The sequence below is a fragment of the Variovorax sp. WDL1 genome (assembly GCF_001541225.1).
Lineage (GTDB): Bacteria > Pseudomonadota > Gammaproteobacteria > Burkholderiales > Burkholderiaceae_C > Variovorax.
Genome location: NZ_LMTS01000087.1, coordinates 13815 through 30381 on the forward strand (window position 1 = coordinate 13815; position 16567 = coordinate 30381).

The 16567-nt window shown below is 62.3% G+C and carries 22 protein-coding genes; 8 read left to right on the plus strand and 14 right to left on the minus strand.

Features of this window, described 5'->3' with window-relative positions:
* Nucleotides 1-115: 115 nt before the first annotated feature.
* From APY03_RS12320 to APY03_RS12330, 3 genes are all read left to right on the plus strand, one after another.
* Nucleotides 116-1207 (plus strand): hypothetical protein, encoded by a 1092-nt coding sequence (locus APY03_RS12320; protein ID WP_068677209.1) that lies wholly within the window; start codon nucleotides 116-118, stop codon nucleotides 1205-1207.
* Between the two features lie 122 nt (nucleotides 1208-1329).
* Nucleotides 1330-1644, plus strand: a complete 315-nt coding sequence (locus tag APY03_RS12325) for a hypothetical protein (RefSeq protein WP_068677211.1) — start codon at nucleotides 1330-1332, stop codon at nucleotides 1642-1644.
* A complete protein-coding gene (locus APY03_RS12330) occupies nucleotides 1638-2006 on the plus strand; it encodes a hypothetical protein (RefSeq protein WP_068677213.1) in 369 nt (122 codons plus the stop codon). Before APY03_RS12325 ends, APY03_RS12330 begins: the two co-directional genes overlap by 7 nt.
* Before the next feature lie 10 nt (nucleotides 2007-2016).
* Here APY03_RS12330 and APY03_RS12335 read toward each other — a convergent pair whose 3' ends face one another.
* The 6 genes from APY03_RS12335 to APY03_RS12355 form a co-directional block, all read right to left on the minus strand.
* Nucleotides 2017-2337 carry a hypothetical protein gene (locus APY03_RS12335; protein WP_146039492.1) on the minus strand — a complete coding sequence of 107 codons (321 nt, stop codon included), beginning with the start codon at nucleotides 2335-2337 and terminating at the stop codon, nucleotides 2017-2019.
* Between the two features lie 330 nt (nucleotides 2338-2667).
* Entirely contained in the window at nucleotides 2668-3105 is a 438-nt protein-coding gene (locus APY03_RS12340; protein ID WP_102905917.1) for a hypothetical protein, read from the minus strand.
* Nucleotides 3106-3169: 64 nt separating this feature from the next.
* On the minus strand, nucleotides 3170-4000 hold the full coding sequence (locus tag APY03_RS12345) for an EAL domain-containing protein (RefSeq protein ID WP_068677220.1): 831 nt from the start codon (nucleotides 3998-4000) through the stop codon (nucleotides 3170-3172).
* Between the two features lie 183 nt (nucleotides 4001-4183).
* Nucleotides 4184-4354, minus strand: coding sequence for a hypothetical protein (locus APY03_RS41395; RefSeq protein WP_157103402.1), 171 nt, complete (start codon nucleotides 4352-4354; stop codon nucleotides 4184-4186).
* 102 nt (nucleotides 4355-4456) lie between these two features.
* On the minus strand, nucleotides 4457-6139 hold the full coding sequence (locus APY03_RS12350; RefSeq protein WP_068677222.1) for an ATP-binding protein: 1683 nt from the start codon (nucleotides 6137-6139) through the stop codon (nucleotides 4457-4459).
* A 273-nt stretch (nucleotides 6140-6412) separates the two neighbouring features.
* A complete protein-coding gene (locus tag APY03_RS12355; RefSeq protein ID WP_068677224.1) occupies nucleotides 6413-6922 on the minus strand; it encodes a hypothetical protein in 510 nt (169 codons plus the stop codon).
* Between the two features lie 147 nt (nucleotides 6923-7069).
* Here APY03_RS12355 and APY03_RS12360 point away from each other — a divergent pair, with 147 nt between their 5' ends.
* The gene (locus APY03_RS12360) at nucleotides 7070-7882 is read left to right on the plus strand and encodes a 5'-3' exonuclease (protein WP_068677226.1); all 813 of its coding nucleotides are present in this window, start codon (nucleotides 7070-7072) and stop codon (nucleotides 7880-7882) included.
* Nucleotides 7883-7961: 79 nt separating this feature from the next.
* Here APY03_RS12360 and APY03_RS43670 read toward each other — a convergent pair whose 3' ends face one another.
* The 4 genes from APY03_RS43670 to APY03_RS12380 all read right to left on the minus strand — a co-directional run bounded on the left by APY03_RS43670 (nucleotide 7962) and on the right by APY03_RS12380 (nucleotide 11300).
* Nucleotides 7962-8249: a hypothetical protein gene (locus tag APY03_RS43670; protein ID WP_068677228.1), complete on the minus strand. Its 288-nt coding sequence runs from the start codon at nucleotides 8247-8249 to the stop codon at nucleotides 7962-7964.
* Between the two features lie 347 nt (nucleotides 8250-8596).
* Nucleotides 8597-9187 (minus strand): hypothetical protein, encoded by a 591-nt coding sequence (locus tag APY03_RS12370; protein WP_146039493.1) that lies wholly within the window; start codon nucleotides 9185-9187, stop codon nucleotides 8597-8599.
* A gap of 737 nt (nucleotides 9188-9924) precedes the next feature.
* A complete protein-coding gene (locus tag APY03_RS12375; protein ID WP_068677232.1) occupies nucleotides 9925-10482 on the minus strand; it encodes a hypothetical protein in 558 nt (185 codons plus the stop codon).
* Between the two features lie 140 nt (nucleotides 10483-10622).
* On the minus strand, nucleotides 10623-11300 hold the full coding sequence (locus APY03_RS12380) for a hypothetical protein (protein WP_068677234.1): 678 nt from the start codon (nucleotides 11298-11300) through the stop codon (nucleotides 10623-10625).
* Between the two features lie 217 nt (nucleotides 11301-11517).
* Between APY03_RS12380 and APY03_RS12385 the strand changes: the two genes are divergently transcribed.
* The gene (locus APY03_RS12385) at nucleotides 11518-11985 is read left to right on the plus strand and encodes a hypothetical protein (RefSeq protein ID WP_068677235.1); all 468 of its coding nucleotides are present in this window, start codon (nucleotides 11518-11520) and stop codon (nucleotides 11983-11985) included.
* A gap of 29 nt (nucleotides 11986-12014) precedes the next feature.
* On the opposite strand, the gene APY03_RS12390 is transcribed toward APY03_RS12385, so the two are convergent.
* Nucleotides 12015-12683 (minus strand): hypothetical protein, encoded by a 669-nt coding sequence (locus APY03_RS12390; protein WP_068677236.1) that lies wholly within the window; start codon nucleotides 12681-12683, stop codon nucleotides 12015-12017.
* A 135-nt stretch (nucleotides 12684-12818) separates the two neighbouring features.
* Between APY03_RS12390 and APY03_RS12395 the strand changes: the two genes are divergently transcribed.
* Complete coding sequence (locus tag APY03_RS12395; protein WP_068677238.1) at nucleotides 12819-13580, plus strand: hypothetical protein; 762 nt, start codon at nucleotides 12819-12821, stop codon at nucleotides 13578-13580.
* Between the two features lie 45 nt (nucleotides 13581-13625).
* On the opposite strand, the gene APY03_RS12400 is transcribed toward APY03_RS12395, so the two are convergent.
* Nucleotides 13626-14138 carry a hypothetical protein gene (locus APY03_RS12400; protein WP_068677240.1) on the minus strand — a complete coding sequence of 171 codons (513 nt, stop codon included), beginning with the start codon at nucleotides 14136-14138 and terminating at the stop codon, nucleotides 13626-13628.
* 258 nt (nucleotides 14139-14396) lie between these two features.
* On the opposite strand from APY03_RS12400, the gene APY03_RS12405 reads away from it, so the two are divergent.
* Entirely contained in the window at nucleotides 14397-14774 is a 378-nt protein-coding gene (locus APY03_RS12405) for an HU family DNA-binding protein (RefSeq protein WP_068677242.1), read from the plus strand.
* Between the two features lie 132 nt (nucleotides 14775-14906).
* Here APY03_RS12405 and APY03_RS12410 read toward each other — a convergent pair whose 3' ends face one another.
* Nucleotides 14907-15254: a hypothetical protein gene (locus tag APY03_RS12410; RefSeq protein ID WP_068677244.1), complete on the minus strand. Its 348-nt coding sequence runs from the start codon at nucleotides 15252-15254 to the stop codon at nucleotides 14907-14909.
* A gap of 106 nt (nucleotides 15255-15360) precedes the next feature.
* Between APY03_RS12410 and APY03_RS12415 the strand changes: the two genes are divergently transcribed.
* The gene (locus APY03_RS12415) at nucleotides 15361-15825 is read left to right on the plus strand and encodes an FKBP-type peptidyl-prolyl cis-trans isomerase (protein ID WP_068677245.1); all 465 of its coding nucleotides are present in this window, start codon (nucleotides 15361-15363) and stop codon (nucleotides 15823-15825) included.
* A 92-nt stretch (nucleotides 15826-15917) separates the two neighbouring features.
* Here APY03_RS12415 and APY03_RS12420 read toward each other — a convergent pair whose 3' ends face one another.
* Complete coding sequence (locus APY03_RS12420) at nucleotides 15918-16514, minus strand: NUDIX hydrolase (protein ID WP_068677247.1); 597 nt, start codon at nucleotides 16512-16514, stop codon at nucleotides 15918-15920.
* Nucleotides 16515-16567: the final 53 nt, after the last annotated feature.

Genomic DNA, 16567 nt, shown 5'->3' on the forward strand with positions numbered 1-16567 from the left:
GAGCATCGGCCACCGGAGGAAATCTCCGGTGGCCGTTCCTTTGGGTCATCTCGCTAGACAGGAGATGGTCAACGGGCTCGGCTGAAGGCTCGGCCAAAAACAAAGGAACTGAACAATGGGAAGCTTTTACGTAGCTGATATCACCTCTGGGCGCGTACTGACGGGCGACGAGCCTGTCGTGGGATTTCTGGTCGCCTCACGGGGCCACCGGTACCCTCTCGACAAGAATCCGAACGATTCAATCATCTACCCGGCTGCTCGCTTCGAACTTGCATCACTGCCGGTATTCGGCACCTATTACGACTATGGCCGAATGGCTGTCGAAGACGAGGCCCAAGTCGGCGTTCGGCTCGCCCTGGCGATGACCGGAACCACGAAATGGGACGACCTGCTGAAGCGCGGGTTGGACTCTGACGAAGGGGTCCAGGTTGGCGGGGCTAAGCGGGCCTATGGGCTTGCGCTCATGCACCGAGACAGCTACGAGCACTTGGTGGCGAGCGGCGCCGGGCGGGTTGGCAGCAAGGTAGAGCTCGCCGCTCAGAAGGCGGGGGATGTCGAGCGCATGGTCGCTCTAGCCAACCTCTACTTCGGGAAGTTGGCTGAAATGAGGGCCATGGACCCGGCGGCCCGGGGAACCAAAGAGTTCTACGGCTCATTTGATGCCGTGAATGAGTTGGCGGGAATTGCGGGCCTGCACGGCGACTGGGCTGTGGAAGACGTACCTGACATGGCGAACGGGAAAAGCATCCCTGTGCCACCGGTGGCGTCGTACCTCACCAGTGGGCAAGGCGAAGGCCGGGCCGCGGATGAGCTGAAGACAGTCTTGCGTGCCGTGGGGCTGTGGAACCTCGGACAGGCGCAGGAAAAGGAACGCTCAACCCTGGGGGAGGTTCCACGCTATCGCGACTATGTGGCTGCGATGTGGGAGATGCAGCGGTTGATGTCTGCCATGGAAGTCAACGAGCTCTCCTTCGCGCCCAGCATGCTGGCTGGGCAGCAATCGAACCACGACGCGGTTTGTGCACGTGAGCTCGCGAGCGTTCGCAGTCAATCGAAGGCTCAGATTGCGTACTTGCGCGACTACGGAGGTCCGCGGGACGTGGCTGCCGTCTTGTCGCGAATTCGGGCACTCAAGGAGTTGGCGGCTGAGCTGGAGGCGCTGCTCTCTGACGTCTCGGCTGCCGCGGACGTGGACACGGGCGCGTAGCACCCTGCCAACTGATTGAAGGCCCGCGCACTCTGCTGCGCGGGCCTTTTTCTCGCCTGTTCCCTTGGCCGGCTGCAGGAATAAGTCCGTTCGCTAAAGGTGGTTGACTCTGGAGCTGCCCAATGCAAAAACTCTTTCTTACCCTGGCCATCGTGCTTTCCGCGACGGCCGCCCACGCTGACACCCTCGAAGTGAAGGTTGATGGGCTGAACTGCGCGCTTTGCTCGGACCAGATGCGGGCGTCCCTGCTAAAGGCAGCGGACGCGACTGCAATCGAGCCTAAACTGGAGTGCGGCGTCATCTTCCTGGAGACCGAGAAGTCGCCAGTGGCCACGGAAGCGGCGCTTGGCTGGACGCTGACAAGCCACGGGTTCAACTTGAAGAGCGTCGAGCGTTCGCGCAAGACGCTTGAAGAGGTCCGGAACCTAAAATGCTGAACCGTGAAGGCGCTACGGTCGCCTGGCTAACGCTTCTTACCAGCAGCTCGACCCTGGTCTGCTGCGCTCTGCCGGCAGTCCTTGTGAGCCTCGGCGCGGGCGCCAGCCTGGCGTCGCTTTTAACGGTCTTCCCTCAGCTCATCTGGATTTCCAAGCACAAGGCGCTCGTATTTGGCCTTTCGGCTGCGATGCTGCTCGTCGCGGGCTACTTCCAGGCCAAGCCGGCCTCATGCCCGGCTGACAGACGGCTGGCGGCAGCTTGCGTTCGCCAAAAGCTGATTTCGAGGGTGGTGTACGGCCTTGCGGTGGCCGCCTACGCGACCGGCGTGTTCTTCGCTTTCGTCCTGCCGCACCTGTTGTAGTCGACTTCGCCTAGCGGAGCACCGAGTGGTCCGCCTCAGCGGTGGCCATCTCCTGGTCGAACGCGGCATCGAACGTAGGATACAGGCGGTCTCCGACCCGAAAGCCTGCGTGCTCGGTAGACGTGGCTTCGGCCAGCGCCCTCAGCCTGTCATAGCGTGCAGCTTTCGCCAGCAACTCCATCAGCGATGCGTCGGCGAGCAAGCCACCAGCTCCGGTTGCCTCGACTTTCCCGATGAAGGATTCGGCCCTGCTCTGCAGCTCTCGCAGCTCAGGTGTCCAGCGCGGGGCGTGGATGGTTAGCTGGAAAGTCAGCTGTTTGAGCAGGGCCACGGGTGTGTCCGGGCCAGTGCCGGCGGGGAACGAAGCAAGATGGGTCATGCCCCGTGTAGCGCCCGGCCAGGTGCTGTCGCGCGAAGATTCGTGAGCGCAAGGGCAGCCGAGCAAACGGCGAAACGGGCCGCGGGCGGTCCTCCGGCGGGGTCGGCCTTACCCGCCCGGCCTAGGAGAGGGCGCTCCAAACATCAGCGGCCATGGCGCGGCCAAACCCCAAAAAGGCGACCAGAGTAAGTAAACACTTCAATGCAAAGTAAACGGGCCACCAGGACGCGCGCCAAATGATGCCCGGCACGCGGCGCCAAGTTATTCGCAGGCCGTTGACGGTCACGGCTTCGCGGCGGCCTTCCTGGCCCAGAGGGAAACGGCTGCACGACGCTCAGGCGTGTTCGCAATGCGAGCCGCGAGCGTGGTGCTCGATGCCGCGTCCAGCGCGCTTGCCGCGCCCGCAAGGTCCGATGCCTGGGAAGGGGTGGGCCCTTGGCCGCGGGAGCCCGCAATCATGCCTTGGGTGTATTTGGCTGCGTAGGCTGCCGCTTGCGGCCGCGCACCGTCGAAGTTAATAGCGATGAGGCGGTCGATTTCGTCCCGAATGCCATTGGCATTTGCATCCGGTCCCAGAAGCGCACGCTCTGCGGACGTCATCGAACCCAGGGCGGGGTGGTTCGACATTTCCGGCACTACGCCTTTTACGTAGTCGTCGCCGGTGGCGGCACATGCGCTCAGAATGATGGCGGCGCCAAGCGCAAGGAGGATGGTCTTCATTTTCATGCTTCCTAAATTGATTTGCCTAAATAGCATTTTAGCACAAACGCGGCAGTGCCGCACTCTAAAACGGTTTGCCAGTCCGCTCTATAGCAAATCGCTCGCTTCGCTCAAGCATTTGTCGGGTCGGAGAATTGGCCACGAGGCGGCCGCTTTCAAAGGCGGTGAGCAAGGCATCGGGGGCCAGTGCCTTGGAGACAAGCCACCCCTGCCCGTAGTCCCCGCCTAAGCCCGTGAGCACATCGAGCTGCTCTTGGGTTTCGATGCCCTCGGCGACAGTGGCCAAGCCGTTCGCTTTCGCTAGGCCTGTGACGAACTGAACGATAGAGCGGTCCCTAGCGCTTTCCATGATGTGATTGACGAAACTGCGGTCAATTTTGAGCACGGCGAGCGGCAAGCGCTGGAAACTGGCCAGGTTGGATGACCCAGTCCCAAAATCGTCGAGCGCAACCCGGGCTCCGACTCTGGCCAGCCAATTCAGTGCCGCTGCCGCTCGCTCAGCGTCGGCGATGGAAACGCTTTCTGTAATCTCGAGCAGTACACGACCGGGCTCAATTCCGGTATCCGTGATGGCCGCCAGGACGCTGTCCGCGTACGCGTCATCCTGCAGCTGCACCGGGGAGACGTTGACGGAGACGTAGTTGAGGCGCAAGCCTCCCTCATCCCACAGCAGGAGCTGCCTCGCGGCCTCCCGAAGCGCCCAGTCCCCGAGGGTTGTGATGAAGCCTGTGGCTTCCGCGACCGGCAGAAAATCATCAGGCGGGACTAGCCTCTCCGGCTGCTGCCACCTTACCAGCGCCTCCACACCGATGACCCTCCGGGTCGAGAGAACGAAGATGGGCTGGTAGTGGAGAACGAACTGGCCGTTAGCCAAGGCCGCTTCGAGGGCGGCCATATCGGGAGAGGCGGCGCCGGGTGCGGAGGATGCTGTCATTCCCAGTGAAGCGACCGCGTTGGTGTGCGCTCAGTGCGCGAGCGGCAGATAGGGTCCCGGCTCAAGCCGCCTGGGGGAGAGCGGAAAAAAAAGTCCACCGAACGGTGGACTGATGAATCATCTGCAATGGAGGCCGGGAAGCCCTCAATGCAGTATCTGTTGGCGGGCCCACTCCTTGACGACAAAATGGAAGGGCATTTCTTGCCACCCACGCTCGTAGGCGAAGGCCACCATACGGTCGAAGTCGACGCTCGTGAAAGAGGCGGATTCGCGCGGCTGGGCGACCGGACGCGCTTGAACTGCTTGCTGGGTCATGAGGATTCCTATCGGGGAGAGTTGATTGCCTTTCCCGTGTAGGAACAACCGCCCGCCAGGCCAGAAAAAAGCGTCCACTCAATAGAGCGGACGCTTAGCGAATCAGAATGCGAGGCTGAGCTGTGCCTTCGCCGCAGGATGGTCTTCAGTTGCCTTCTTCCGGCCGACGCTTGTGGGCTTTGCCGGCCGGGCGGGCAGCGAAATGCCACCGCGCTTCGCCAACCGCAAGTAGAGGGAGTTGACCTCTTCTGCGAGCTTCAACAACTTCCCGCCCTGGTACTGGACAATGTCGTGATGCTTTGAAAGGAACACCAAGTCATGTTCATGACTTTCCAAGTCGGCACTGTCGTGGCAGTACTCGTGGGTCAGCGTTAGAAGAAGCTCAAAGCAACCCGCGACGCCCCTGGCCATCGCCTTCTGAAGTTCCTTGCGGCCCATCACGATATAGCTGGCGCCGTCGGTCCACGCAAGCGCCACATCCGACTCACCCGACTGAAGCTCGCGCATGCCGGAGCTGCGCTCACCCGTCAGAAACCATTGGTGGAACTTCTCATGCTTCTGGCGCAACGCCGTGAGCATGCAAAGCTCCTCCACCGGCAATTCCTCGTCAGCCGTGACCAGGTACGTTTCGGTGCACCCTAGTGCAAGCGACTCAAGGCTTGCCGTCAGGTGACGGAGGTCCATCTTGGTCCTGTCCTCGATGATGCCAAGCAGGTCGTCCAGCGAATGGACCCTGAAACGCGAGAGCGTCTCTTCCGCCAGCACAAAGGCCTTCCCTTCCCGGTGCAGCTTGTTTCCGATGCGACCGTGGCTGCCGCGGGCGACCGCCAGCCGCGAGGCATTAGAGAGGTCGGTCAACGAGCAGTGGCGGCCAGTCGCATCAGTGAAGAGCTTCACGTCGCGCAGCTCGAGTTCCTTGTCGGGGGGCAGGGTGCCATAGCTCCACTCTCGTGCCAGGAAGTCTCGCTCTTCCTTCGTCAGCGACACCTTGGACGCAACCTTGTTGAGGCCGTACGTCTTCATGTGTTTTGCAATGCGGCGCCAGACTTCGCACTTGTGGCGAAGAATGTCGTTGCGCGCGAAGTTGACTTCAAGGGCCTGCTTCGAAACCACTAGGCCCCCAGTCCCGAACTCGTAGTTCGGAAACTTGCAAACCAGAACGCCCATGTTGTAGACCAGCAGGTCACCGGTCCGGACGATTTTGATGTACGCGTCGTCCGTTTCGGTGTCCCACTTCTGGTCTTTCACGTTGCGGCTGATTTCGCGGCCGTTCAACGTCACGGGAATCTCTGCAAAGCGCACGAGCTCAGAGAACTCGCGCACAACCTCGTCGAGAGCCGCTGCGCTCAGTGCCTCGTAGAGCTTCGCGTCGATGCGGCAGCCCTTCGATGTCGGAAGATTCTCGGTCAATTTGTAGCCGAGGTTCGGCTGCCCGATGATGTCGACCTCCATCTTGAAGGTGCCCGTGCGCCAGGTGTTGACCCCGAATGAATAGAGTTGTCCTCTGCCCATGCGGAAACGGCCGAACCGGGCGTCGCCGTCCTTGTGGGGCGTGCCGAAGGTTTCGAACCACTTGATGATTTCGTCCTTGGACTGAAAGCCGCGGCCGTTGTCCCGAAGCGTGAAGCTTGCTTCGCCGAGCTTGATGCTCACGCGGGTTGCGCCGGCGTCGACAGAGTTCATGACGCCTTCGAGAAGCGCCTTGCCCAGTGTTCCTGCCTGGGATTGGATGACCGATACGAGGATGTTGCGGTCCACCGCGAAGTCACGATTTTCGGAAGTCATGTGTCTTGAGGCCCCGAAGGGCTGTAGTTTGTCCTGGTGCGTGTAGCGAAAAGGACAAGGGCGCCTCAGTAAAAGCGCGTCCCCCGGAGCGGGGTCGGTGAATGCCGCCTGCGCGGCGAGGCCTGCCTTGTTACCGCGACGAGGCGCGGGTACAGCGGGGGGGGAAATATTCGACCGGCCACACAGTTCTTGTGGGGCCGCTTTTCTTATCGAAAGGGCACGCGTGTCCAAAGAAAAAGGGCCCGCGACGGTGTGCGGGCCCTGAAGGAGTGGTTAGCGAATTAGGCCTAGGGCGGACTTTTCGGCATCGGTGAGCTTTTCCAGGCCCCTTTTTCGATGCTCCTGGCGTTCGAGCTCGGCTTGGCGCAGGCGCTCCTGCTCGGCGAGGTATTCGTCGAACCAGGTGATGGCGCGGTCCAGGGCCGCGTCAATCTGCTCGAACTCGCAGGCCGCGGTGCCCGATTCGGCGTGCACGTTCGCGCGGCCGCCGGTCGACTCCAGGTGGAAGGACTGTGCCACGGCATCCACGCGGAAGTCGTCAAACCACCAGCTATACGCGTCGCGAAAGCCGGTGTGGTCGCGTGCCAGGAGGGAAAGCCGCAGGGCCTTCGCCCAGATTCGCAGCCACCAGACTGGGCGCTCGGTCTCGAAGCGCCCGATTCGTTCGGCTTCAGCCGCGGCTTCGGCGGCCTTGCGCTGGACCAGCGCGGCACTCCGTTCTGCAGCCGTGGGCTTGGGCTTTAGGGGCGCCTTGGCCTCGAGGAGAGTCTTGGAGGATGTCATTTGGTCGTTCTTTCGTTGGGTTGTCCTGATGCCCCCTGTAGCTATCGCATGGTCAATGGTGGAGCCGAGATGCACCACGCCTATATCCGCGCCTCCCGTGGCTGACTCGCTACACGCTCCAGGACCTGTTATCAGAAAGAGGCATCAATGGAAGACTACGAACAACCCCCTGAGGAAAAGCTCCTCCTCATCGACGGACTGAACATCGTACGGCGCGTCTACGAAGCCATTCCGGCCGACGATTCGCCTGAGAAGGCCCAAGGCGCACTGCGCTCGTCGCTGGCTTCCTTCAGGCGCGCACTGAGCGAGCACCGGCCAAGCCACGTACTTGCCCCGTTCGATTTCGGCGGTCGCACCTGGCGGCACGACCTGTACCCAGCCTATCGGCAGAAGCGAAAGCCGATGCCCCAGGACCTCCGAGCGGCGCTGCCTGAGTTCCGCGAGCGCATCAAGGACATCGGAATCCATTCAATCTCGGTAGAAGGTGTCGAAGCGGATGACGTCATCGGCACAGTCGGCGGCCTTTGGGCCAAGAGAAAGCCCGGTGCTGAACTCGTGGTCGTGTCCAACGACAAGGACATGACCGTCATGCTCGCACAGGGCGCCCGAATCCGGGACCACTTCAAGCCGGAGTGGCGTGACGCCGCCTGGGTCAAGGCCAAGTTTTTCGTGCCGCCCGAGTTGGTGCACGACGTGCTGGCGTTGACCGGCGACGATTCGGACGATGTGCCAGGCGTCCCCGACGTTGGGGCGACGACGGCGGGCCAATGGATTGCCAAGTACGGTGGCCTGGAGAACCTACTGGCTGCGGCAGGCGAACTGAAAGGCAAGCGCGCCGAGAACCTTCGCGCGCACGTCGACCAGGTTCGCCTGTCCCGGAAGCTCGTTGCGTTCAAGACAGACATCTCGCTCGGCCTGACCTGGAACCAGCTGCGCTACCAAGTTCCGGTAGCGGCCTGAACTTTCCATCATTCCTGCTGCCCCGCTGAAAGTCGGGGCAGCCATTTTTTTTGGCTAAAACGCTTCGCTATTTTTGGAACTACATCTCGCGGAGGAGACAGTGTCGAATCGTCATGCCCAGAGCCGGCGTGCGTTCGTGGAGTTGGCCCGGAATCGCGGCTACGACCTTGAGCGCAACGGGCACAACTACGCTAACAAACTGACGAACGATGCCTTCGCGATGTACGAAGCGGGCTGCCGACAGCAGTCCCCGGTATAAGAAGCCGGCCCCTGGACCGCTGCGCAAGCAAACGACGGCTCGGTATTCATCCAGAGCGACGACTTCACCCATGACGCCCGACTGAGCATCTCTGGAGACTTTGGGCATGACCGGGTTCGATTTGCGTATGCGGAGGAGCTGGCTCGCCGGCTCAATCGCGCCAGCGGCCAAACTGTTCAGCTGGACGGTGAAGTACCGTACGAAAGGCTTCGAGCCTATTTCCTCGCGCTCGCACGCGTGCTCGACGCCCTTGGCTTAGACGAGAGCCAAACCCTCCGCTACGCGCCGGAGTGCATAGCAGCCTCGGTTTCCGCCGCGCTGGAAGCCCGAGGCATCGCGCCAAATCAACGACTTTCCTAGCGGCCCGTCGGACGCTCGGCCTCCTGGAGCTTCGTAGCCTACGGCAAAGTGCCCCCTGCACGTGAGCGAGGGGGCACGGTTCGCAGAGATGTCTGTCAGAGTTGCTCGATACCGGCAAGCTTCCAGGTTCCCCCGCCCGAGGGTTTCAGGAAGTGCCAGACCTCTTCGATGACTTCAGAGGGGCCATCCCCCTCGGCGATTTCCGCCTTGAAGTGGATGCTGCCAGTGAAGGACGCCGCCGAGCTTACGAAGTCGAGCACACGATTGCCCCGGACGCTCACGGCGAGAACTTTGGTACGCGGCGCTTCGTTCCGTTCATTGATGCTCGAGACAAAGTACTGCAGTAAGTCACCATCGTCGCTCAACGCTGCCAGTTCTTCCAGGTCACCTCGGTTGTTGGCGTCCTGCACGCGTCGAAACAGCTCCGGGGCTTCCCGCAGCAGTTCGGACTGTGCGTCGGCCGACGGCGCAGCAGTCGCGCGGGGGCTAGGCGTCGTCGCCAGCGCTGGGTCGCTGCCGGCCTTGTTCGTCCCGGCTTGGCCCGCCGGCTGGTTGCCGCGGTCTCGCTTCACCAGACTGCGCAGGAGGAAGAAAGCGCCAACCACGACCAGCAAGGCCAGGAGCAGGCCACCGAGCATGCTCGCGGGCGCAGGCTTTTCTGTTTGTGACGTGGGTGGGTTGTTCACGGCGGCCGATGCAGCCCGAGGCGCCCGTTCGGAATAGCCCCCCGCCTCGGGGGCCTCGTGCGTCCGGATTCGAGCTTCGTGCACCTGGGGTGTCTGGGTGGGTGTCGACGTGGGAGCGGGGTCTCGGTTGTCCGCCATCGCGTAGCCCGCGACACCGGCAAGGGCGGCGGCGCCCGCAATCTGGGCCCCGCTCCAACCGCGGCGTGGCGCTTCCTGGGTGGCCGGCCGAGCGTAGTTTCCGGCGGAGCCTCCGCCCGCCGAACCGCCACCCGCCGTGAGGGGCGTGCCCTCGCGCCGCGGCACATTGCTTCCGATGATGCTATTCCCGTTGCCCGTCGGCTGTGTAGCAGGCACCTCAGTGGCTCGCGAGTATGAGCGGGCAGGCTCAGCGGGCTGCGAGCGCGCCTCGCGCATGGCTTCGGAGCGCCGCAACCCTACCGACGCTCCGCCACCCGCGCGGACCGGCGCCCTCGCGGGAGTTGCGGTGACACTGCGGGAGGACGTAAATGATGACTTCGAACCGGACGGGCTGCCGGCGCGGGCATCTGCGGGCAGCGAAACTGCCAGCATGGCGAGGGTGGCCAACACGGCGGCCAGAGTTTTCAGCTTCAGCATTTGGAGGCTCCTCGGAATCGAAGCGGGTACGCGTTGTGACTGGAATAGAGACGGCGCTGTAGCCGCATCAGCCCGGAAGAAAACGCCTTCCCGGGCGAGAAGGCACGGGAAGGCGATAGGAATCAGCGGCCTGCCGGTTGGGCTGTCACGCGCTCTACGACGCGGTACGGCTCGGTCAAGAACTCGAGGGCCGTTCTGCCACCGCCAAGACCGCCCAATTGGCTGCAAAGGTGATGGTCATAGACGATGCCCGCAGCGCAGGCCGATGCCGCTTGCTTGAAATCGCGCGCGAGCCACCCGTCCAGAACCCAGCGGATGAAGTGCGGAGCGAGGACGCGGTCCAAGGTCTTTGTGTCGATTTCCGGGCTGAGCGAGCTCAACTCGTCGTAGAACCGTATCGGCGCGCCGTGGTCCTGGCCAGAACGGGGTACGGCCAAGATTGCCTGCTCAAGTTGCGGCGGAGGCTCCCCTGAAAAATCCGGAGAACCTTCCAGCAGGAAGGTAGCGAAGGCAACGTCTGCGGTGTGTTCGACTGCGCAGACGAAGTCGCGAGGGTGCCAGTTGCGCGCAATCCAGTGCGTATACGTCGCATGAAGCTGAATGCCCAGCTCTCGCAATTTCGCTGCCGGGTTGGCCAGGTTGTCGTCGCCGTAAAAGCGCTTTGGGGCTTGGGTGGGCATGGGTTGCCTTGTATGAGTGGTCCTGGCTCGTCTAGCGAGCAGGCTCTGGCCATTCCTTGCGCTCGCCTCAAAGGCCGGCGGAGCTTGCTGCCAACAAAAAGGGGCCGCAAAGGCCCCCATGTTGTGTGAACCGGGATGGCTCAGCGCTGGGTCAGCTGGTCGACCTTTGGCACGGCCCCGATTTCCGGCTGGCCTTCCACGTATTCGACTTTGGCACCCGTTGCCGATTCCACGCTGCGCGCCATGTCGAGGATGGTCTTGTTGGTCCACTCCTCTGGAGAACCAATTGCGCTTGCCACGGCGTCCCGCGCCAGGCCGCTCAGGCCGCCGCTCGCCTTCTGGAACACGGCATACATGTTCAGCTCGTAGCCATCCTTGTATCGATAGATGCAGGTGTACAGGGTCAGGTTGTCGGACCCCGAGACGCTCCGATTGGCACGCGACGTCCAGACGGCGCCGTCGCACTTGGCAACGCGTGGAATGGAGGCGCCGGCGCCCCCTTGTATGGCCATGATTGCGCCGAGCGAGGTCCCGCCAAGTGCCGCGGCAGGGTCGACGAGCTGGAAGCGACCGGCCGTCTCGGGGACCTTGGCGCCCATCTGCAGGGGACGGTTCTGCACCACCGAGTTCGTGTTGCGGGCCAAGCCGTCGGCGGTAGCCTTGATGACGGCGTCCGTGGTTGCGCGGGTCTTCACTTGGAACACGTGGTAGTGCTCCACGGTTTCGTGCCGCTTCGCAAGGGTGGAGTTGACCGAGCCGCAGCCGGCGAGGATGAGGACAGCAGCGGCTGCGACAGCGACACGAATGGACTTTTGCATTTTAGATTGCCTGTTTCTTATGGGAGGTGGTACGCGAGCGCAGCGCCGCGGTTAGAAGCATTTTAGCAGCACCAGTGTCGAGGCGCAAGCAGGCTGTTGCATTTTAGATTATGCCGGCCATGTCGTTTAAGTCGGTCGAGCGCCCCAACGCGATTCCCCCTCGCCGAACAAAACGGTGGCTACACAGGGCAGGACTTACTTTAGGGAGCTACTGCCCATGCCAACGCATTTTCTTGCCTACCACGCGACGGTTGCGCGCGAGGATTTCCTCCGCTTCGAACTCAGCGATGACGTTGGCTACCACTTCGGCTCGAAGGACACGGCTAACCGCCGGTTGGAGCACCTCCTGCAAGGAGGCGACGAGGACGACGTCGAGGGCGCGCGCATTCTCCCGTGCCTCCTCACGATGCAGAACCCTTTGCGGATGCCTGACTGCCATACGTGGACCCTAAACAACCTCATTCCGGCGTTGAGGGACGCAGGTGTCATCTCGGCGGAGCAGAGTGATGCGCTGTGGGACGAAGGCTATCTCGACCAAGCTGGCTTCCAAGCATTGCTCGAAGGCGCCGGCTATGACGCGGTCATCTACCGCAATGAAACCGAGGGCGGCGGGGATTCCTACCTGATGCTTGACGCTGACCGCATCGAGTTCGCCTTAACGAAAGCACCCGAGACCAACCGATGATTCGAGCCCTCCACCGGAGGGCTCTCTTTTTAGGCTGCTCGCCACGGCGCGTACTTGCCCCACACCGCGATGAACTCTCGGGAGCCATTGTGTGCGCGGGAGTACAGCCACGAGGGGTGGAGGAGCGTGTGGGGTAGGGACCAGACGGACTTGGCCCGGTGGACGTGTGTGTTCCCGATGACCACGTAGGTTTCGCAGTTGCGGATGATTTCCTCTTCGACTACGCCGTGCTCGTTTCCGCCGGCTTCGTGGCGGGCCGGGTCGTACTTGTGAGTGACCCATGAGGCAACCACCACCTTCGGCTTGAGCGCGCACACCGCGTCGACGGCGTCGTACTGCCTAACATTTGCCCCGTAGGCGATGACTGGCTGGCGCAGGGCGGCATAGTGCGCTCGGATGTGCGGCCATTGCTGCATGAGGTTGTCAGTGCCGATGATGCCGAGCGCATCGCTGAGGACACCCGTCCCTGCCCCAATCTCCAAGGCAGGCCTGTCACCAATCAACGCCTTCAGCCAAGCCACAAGCTCCAGCGTTGGCAGCCCGTATGCGGCGTGGCGGACGCCAAAAATAGCCCGCTCCTCAACCGTCGTCCCTTCATAAAATGCGGCCGGCATAACTTTGAGTCGGCCGCCTTCGTCAAGCACCAGTGGCGCGATGTCGCGAACTTTCGTCGGGTCCAGGGCGCGAGCCTCAATCATCGGGGTCTTTCAGGGGAGCAGCGGGCGTTGGGCCCAGGATTATCGCAAACCTGCCGGCCTCCGGCGGTGGCATGCGGGCTAAACGCGTGCCCTATCCTGTGAACAAACCCTATAGGCGTGCAGAGCGCCGGTTAAATGCGCGTACTTTCCAAATTCCGGGACTATTACGACAACGCTCAGGCCCTGGGCGCGGATAAGACACGGGTGTTCGTGCGAACGGCCGCACGCCAGCAGTTTGCGGAGGGAGCCGTTCCTGTTCCCTGGAATGGACTCACCGCAGCGGGGATTCCGCGCCGTATCGAAATCGCTGACGGCAGTGTGGTCGCGCTCGACGCACTCCACATCCTCTTTGCCGGCAAGTTGTACCGTGGCCTCCGTGTCCGCCTATACGGGCGCCACCTGCGCGGCTACCGCCCGCCACGGGACCACGACTTGACCGACTGCTACGCCGTCGATGAACATGTCTTTTACGACGCGAGGGGGGCCATTGCCGACCTGAGCCGACATGTGCCGGAGAAGGAGCTGAAGGCAAAGGGGTGGCGCTCCAAGCGCACGCTTGCCGAGAAAGTCGGCGACTTTCTAGGCGAACAGGGTCGCACCGAACTCTTCGACTGGGCGGTCACCCAGCGTGTTGCCATCGCGGTCAACGAGGCTGAGCGCAGGGGAGTTGGCGTTAGCCGGGTAAGCCTGACGCTGAACCCCGCGCTGGAAACGGTGGAGTTCTACCGGCTATTCGATGCCTATCAGGCCTATCAGGAGCTCGACATGTTCTGGGGCGGCGTACTGGCACCGGAATCGCGCCCCATGGTCGGCATTGCGGACAAGTACCGCATTGCGCAAGCTGGCTTCGACCAACTCAGCTTCCGCAAAAGTCCAACCAAGCGACATACGGGATGAGGTGCTCGTCGATGGGTGCCCCGACTTCAGCGCTTTACTTGGCGCCTAGTGCCGCGTGGCCCTGACCTGCGGAAGCAGGCTTGAGAACACGCCGGCCGTGTCCGACGTGGTGCCAGAAAAGAACGTCACTGCGCCAAACGTGTCCCCGCGGACCTTGCGCGGGTTCTTCACCAGAGGGGCGGTCCCAAGCCAGACGCCTTCGTTCGTCTCTACCGTGAAGGCCATCTGGCTCACGCGATAGGGGCTGTTGCCGACTGAGCCGTACTTATCCATGATGGCGTCGAAGTCCTTGAGTTTTCGCTTCGGAAGGCCCCAGGAGTTGACCACGAGAACGACGAAGTCCGCGCTCATCAGCGATGCGACACGTCTGATGTGCTCCGCGGCTTGCGTCTTGGCCTGGTCTTCATCGGTAGGCAGCGGCACTTCAAACACTTCCCGGGACAAGGTGCTGCCCACTATGGCGAACGTCTGAGGTGCATTTCCGGCTTCGACGTCGATTCGTACTTTCTTGATGATTCCGTCGACCAGGTCGGCGAGCTCAGGTGGAAGCGGCTTCATTGTGGGAGGGGACGGGGCATGCAATGCGCCATTGTCGCCTCCGGCGGTGCCTTGGCGGGGGCAGGACTTCGGGCGGCACATCACGAACTCGGCCTTGGCCCAGAATTGCTCCTGCTAGAGGTGTCAGCGCAGCCACGTCTTCCCGAGGCCTCTCTCTAGTGGGCTCCGAAGGTGGGATACACTCGCGCCGCTTGCAACTTCGCTTTAGAAGCTGCGCCGCCATAGGCAACATGGTGAACTATTCCAAGGAAAACTGAAATGAACCGTATCGAACTGGTCGAGAAGATTGCATCCACCCACGATGTGAGCAAGGCAGAGGCTGCGCGCATCGTCGAGACCTTCACCAGCGCCATCATCGGTGCCGTGAAGAAGGGAGAGCCTGTCCAAATCATCGGATTTGGCACGTTCAAGCAAGTCTCCCGCGCTGCTCGCTCTGGATTTAACCCGCGCCTGGGAGAGAAAATCAAGATTGCCGCGCAGAAGGTGCCGAAGTTCGTGCCGGGCGCCGCCTTCAAGGCCGCCATCGACCCGAAGGCCGCCAAGCGCAAGGCCGACAAGGTTGCTGCCACGCCGTTAGCCAAGAAGGCCGCGCCGGCGAAGAAGGCTGCAGCGCCCGCCAAGAAGGCGAAGAAGTAAGCTGAGAGCTTGGCTCTAGGAGGCGGCCCTACGGGGCCGTTTCGCATTTTTTGGGCGGCCGCTGACGGGGGGGGTGGCCCCGTGTCATAAAAAAGCCTGGCATCTCGGAGGGAGAGCCAGGCTTGGAATCAATCAGCTGTGTTCGGCCGTGGCCTTGAGGTTCTCGAACCAGCGAAGGACCGCGGTCCTGCTTCTCGGCGTTCGAGGGCGAAAGCCAACGTCGTCCTTGTGAGCATCCGAGAATGCCGACCAGAGGTCCGTGTCGACCAGGCGGCAGTCTGCCTGCTCTCCGAGCAGCCCGACCAATTCGGTCACTGTCGCCTCGTAGGCTGCGCGCGCGGACACAACTGTCGGATGCTTCCAGTCGTTGTTGACACCCTCGAGAGCGAAGGAGTCGTAGTAGGCGGCCCTAGCACGGTACTGGCGCAGCTGCGCATCTCGCGCCTCGGGCGTTGGCCCGGCAAAGTCTTCAGGTGTCATGGTTTGGGGGGGTGAGTGGTCCTTATTGGTATAGGCGCGCGGCTGAGCGCGCCTGACGTTTAAGGAGGGGAGCTATATCTCATCCAACGAACTGCCACCTTAGGCCATGGAACCGTTTACCTTCCTGCTCGCTTCCGCATTCTTCGCCACCTCGGCTCACGCTGCTCTACCGGCGGCCGAGGTTGTCGCCACCACAGCAACCGTGGTAGCCACTTCAGCTGCCCGCAAAGTCGAGACACTTCCTTCGGGGGTCAGGGTGCAGCACACCTTCAAGGGTGCCGGCGCCCACCCTACGGCCTCGGACACCGTAAAGGTGCACTATCGCGGCACCCTGCCGGACGGTTCGGAATTCGACAGCTCCCACAGGCGGGGCAAGCCCATCGCCCTTCCCTTGAGCCGCGTAGTCAAGTGCTGGACAGACGGCGTACAAACAATGCAGGTCGGAGGCAAGGCGACTCTCACTTGCCCCAGCGACACCGCCTATGGCCAGCGGGGGGTGCCCGGCAGCATTCCGCCAAACAGCGTGCTGAAGTTCGACATCGAGCTGCTCAGCATCGGTTCCGACCAATAGAGGGCGCTCCCAGGCGGGCGTCCTGTGGTGTGCTGGCTCCCCGGGGAATAGGAAAAACCCGCCAGGCGCATGTGCCAGGCGGGTTTCCACAATCAAGCTAGTGCTCGAGCTCTCGGGAGCATGCCGGCAGCGATGAGCGGCTGCACCTTCCGAGCCAGCCGTTGGTTGGTTTCGTCGGGGTCATTTGCGAACTCTGCCAAGTCAAGCCAGCGGCACGAGTGAACTTCCTCGATTTGAGGCACGGGGTCGTACGGCTCATCCACCATACCCAGGTAGACGAAGTCGTGGTGCCAGTGCTTGCCTTCGTTCTTGCGCTGCTGCGCGGCAATCGCGTGGGTGTTGATGTCCAGGGGGATGGGCGCGAGGCTCCAGGCCCCCGGGCAGTTGAGGTCTGTCACCCCAGTCTCTTCCTCAGCTTCGCGCAGCGCCGAGTCGAACAACGAGCAGGGCTGCTCAGCATGCCCGCCTGGCGGCAACCAGCGGTTGTAGGCTTTGTGGTGGATGACCAACACCCTGGCTCGGGTCTCGTCCAGAACGAGCATGCTGGAGGTCAGATGGCCCCGCATGTTCGAGCGAAGGAAAATGTCCCGGTCGTCGGCAAGCTGGGCCTGCAACGCACGGAGGCCGGCTGCTTCGTGCGGATTGCGCGCCAAATAGGCCTTCACCGTCTTCTTCACAGTCTCAATCAAAATCTCTCCTCATCATGTGTGTCCAAATTCGGTCCCCGGTAGAGGCTCTGCGG

Coding starts and splice junctions, on each gene's coding strand:
- APY03_RS12320 (WP_068677209.1), top strand. CDS start 116: ATGGGAAGCTTTTACGTAGCTGATATCACCTCTGGGCGCGTACTGACG.
- APY03_RS12325 (WP_068677211.1), top strand. CDS start 1,330: ATGCAAAAACTCTTTCTTACCCTGGCCATCGTGCTTTCCGCGACGGCC.
- APY03_RS12330 (WP_068677213.1), top strand. CDS start 1,638: ATGCTGAACCGTGAAGGCGCTACGGTCGCCTGGCTAACGCTTCTTACC.
- APY03_RS12340 (WP_102905917.1), bottom strand. CDS start 3,105: ATGAAGACCATCCTCCTTGCGCTTGGCGCCGCCATCATTCTGAGCGCA.
- APY03_RS12345 (WP_068677220.1), bottom strand. CDS start 4,000: ATGGCCGCCCTCGAAGCGGCCTTGGCTAACGGCCAGTTCGTTCTCCAC.
- APY03_RS41395 (WP_157103402.1), bottom strand. CDS start 4,354: ATGACCCAGCAAGCAGTTCAAGCGCGTCCGGTCGCCCAGCCGCGCGAA.
- APY03_RS12350 (WP_068677222.1), bottom strand. CDS start 6,139: ATGACTTCCGAAAATCGTGACTTCGCGGTGGACCGCAACATCCTCGTA.
- APY03_RS12355 (WP_068677224.1), bottom strand. CDS start 6,922: ATGACATCCTCCAAGACTCTCCTCGAGGCCAAGGCGCCCCTAAAGCCC.
- APY03_RS12360 (WP_068677226.1), top strand. CDS start 7,070: ATGGAAGACTACGAACAACCCCCTGAGGAAAAGCTCCTCCTCATCGAC.
- APY03_RS43670 (WP_068677228.1), bottom strand. CDS start 8,249: ATGCCCAAAGTCTCCAGAGATGCTCAGTCGGGCGTCATGGGTGAAGTC.
- APY03_RS12375 (WP_068677232.1), bottom strand. CDS start 10,482: ATGCCCACCCAAGCCCCAAAGCGCTTTTACGGCGACGACAACCTGGCC.
- APY03_RS12380 (WP_068677234.1), bottom strand. CDS start 11,300: ATGCAAAAGTCCATTCGTGTCGCTGTCGCAGCCGCTGCTGTCCTCATC.
- APY03_RS12385 (WP_068677235.1), top strand. CDS start 11,518: ATGCCAACGCATTTTCTTGCCTACCACGCGACGGTTGCGCGCGAGGAT.
- APY03_RS12390 (WP_068677236.1), bottom strand. CDS start 12,683: ATGATTGAGGCTCGCGCCCTGGACCCGACGAAAGTTCGCGACATCGCG.
- APY03_RS12395 (WP_068677238.1), top strand. CDS start 12,819: ATGCGCGTACTTTCCAAATTCCGGGACTATTACGACAACGCTCAGGCC.
- APY03_RS12400 (WP_068677240.1), bottom strand. CDS start 14,138: ATGAAGCCGCTTCCACCTGAGCTCGCCGACCTGGTCGACGGAATCATC.
- APY03_RS12405 (WP_068677242.1), top strand. CDS start 14,397: ATGAACCGTATCGAACTGGTCGAGAAGATTGCATCCACCCACGATGTG.
- APY03_RS12410 (WP_068677244.1), bottom strand. CDS start 15,254: ATGACACCTGAAGACTTTGCCGGGCCAACGCCCGAGGCGCGAGATGCG.
- APY03_RS12415 (WP_068677245.1), top strand. CDS start 15,361: ATGGAACCGTTTACCTTCCTGCTCGCTTCCGCATTCTTCGCCACCTCG.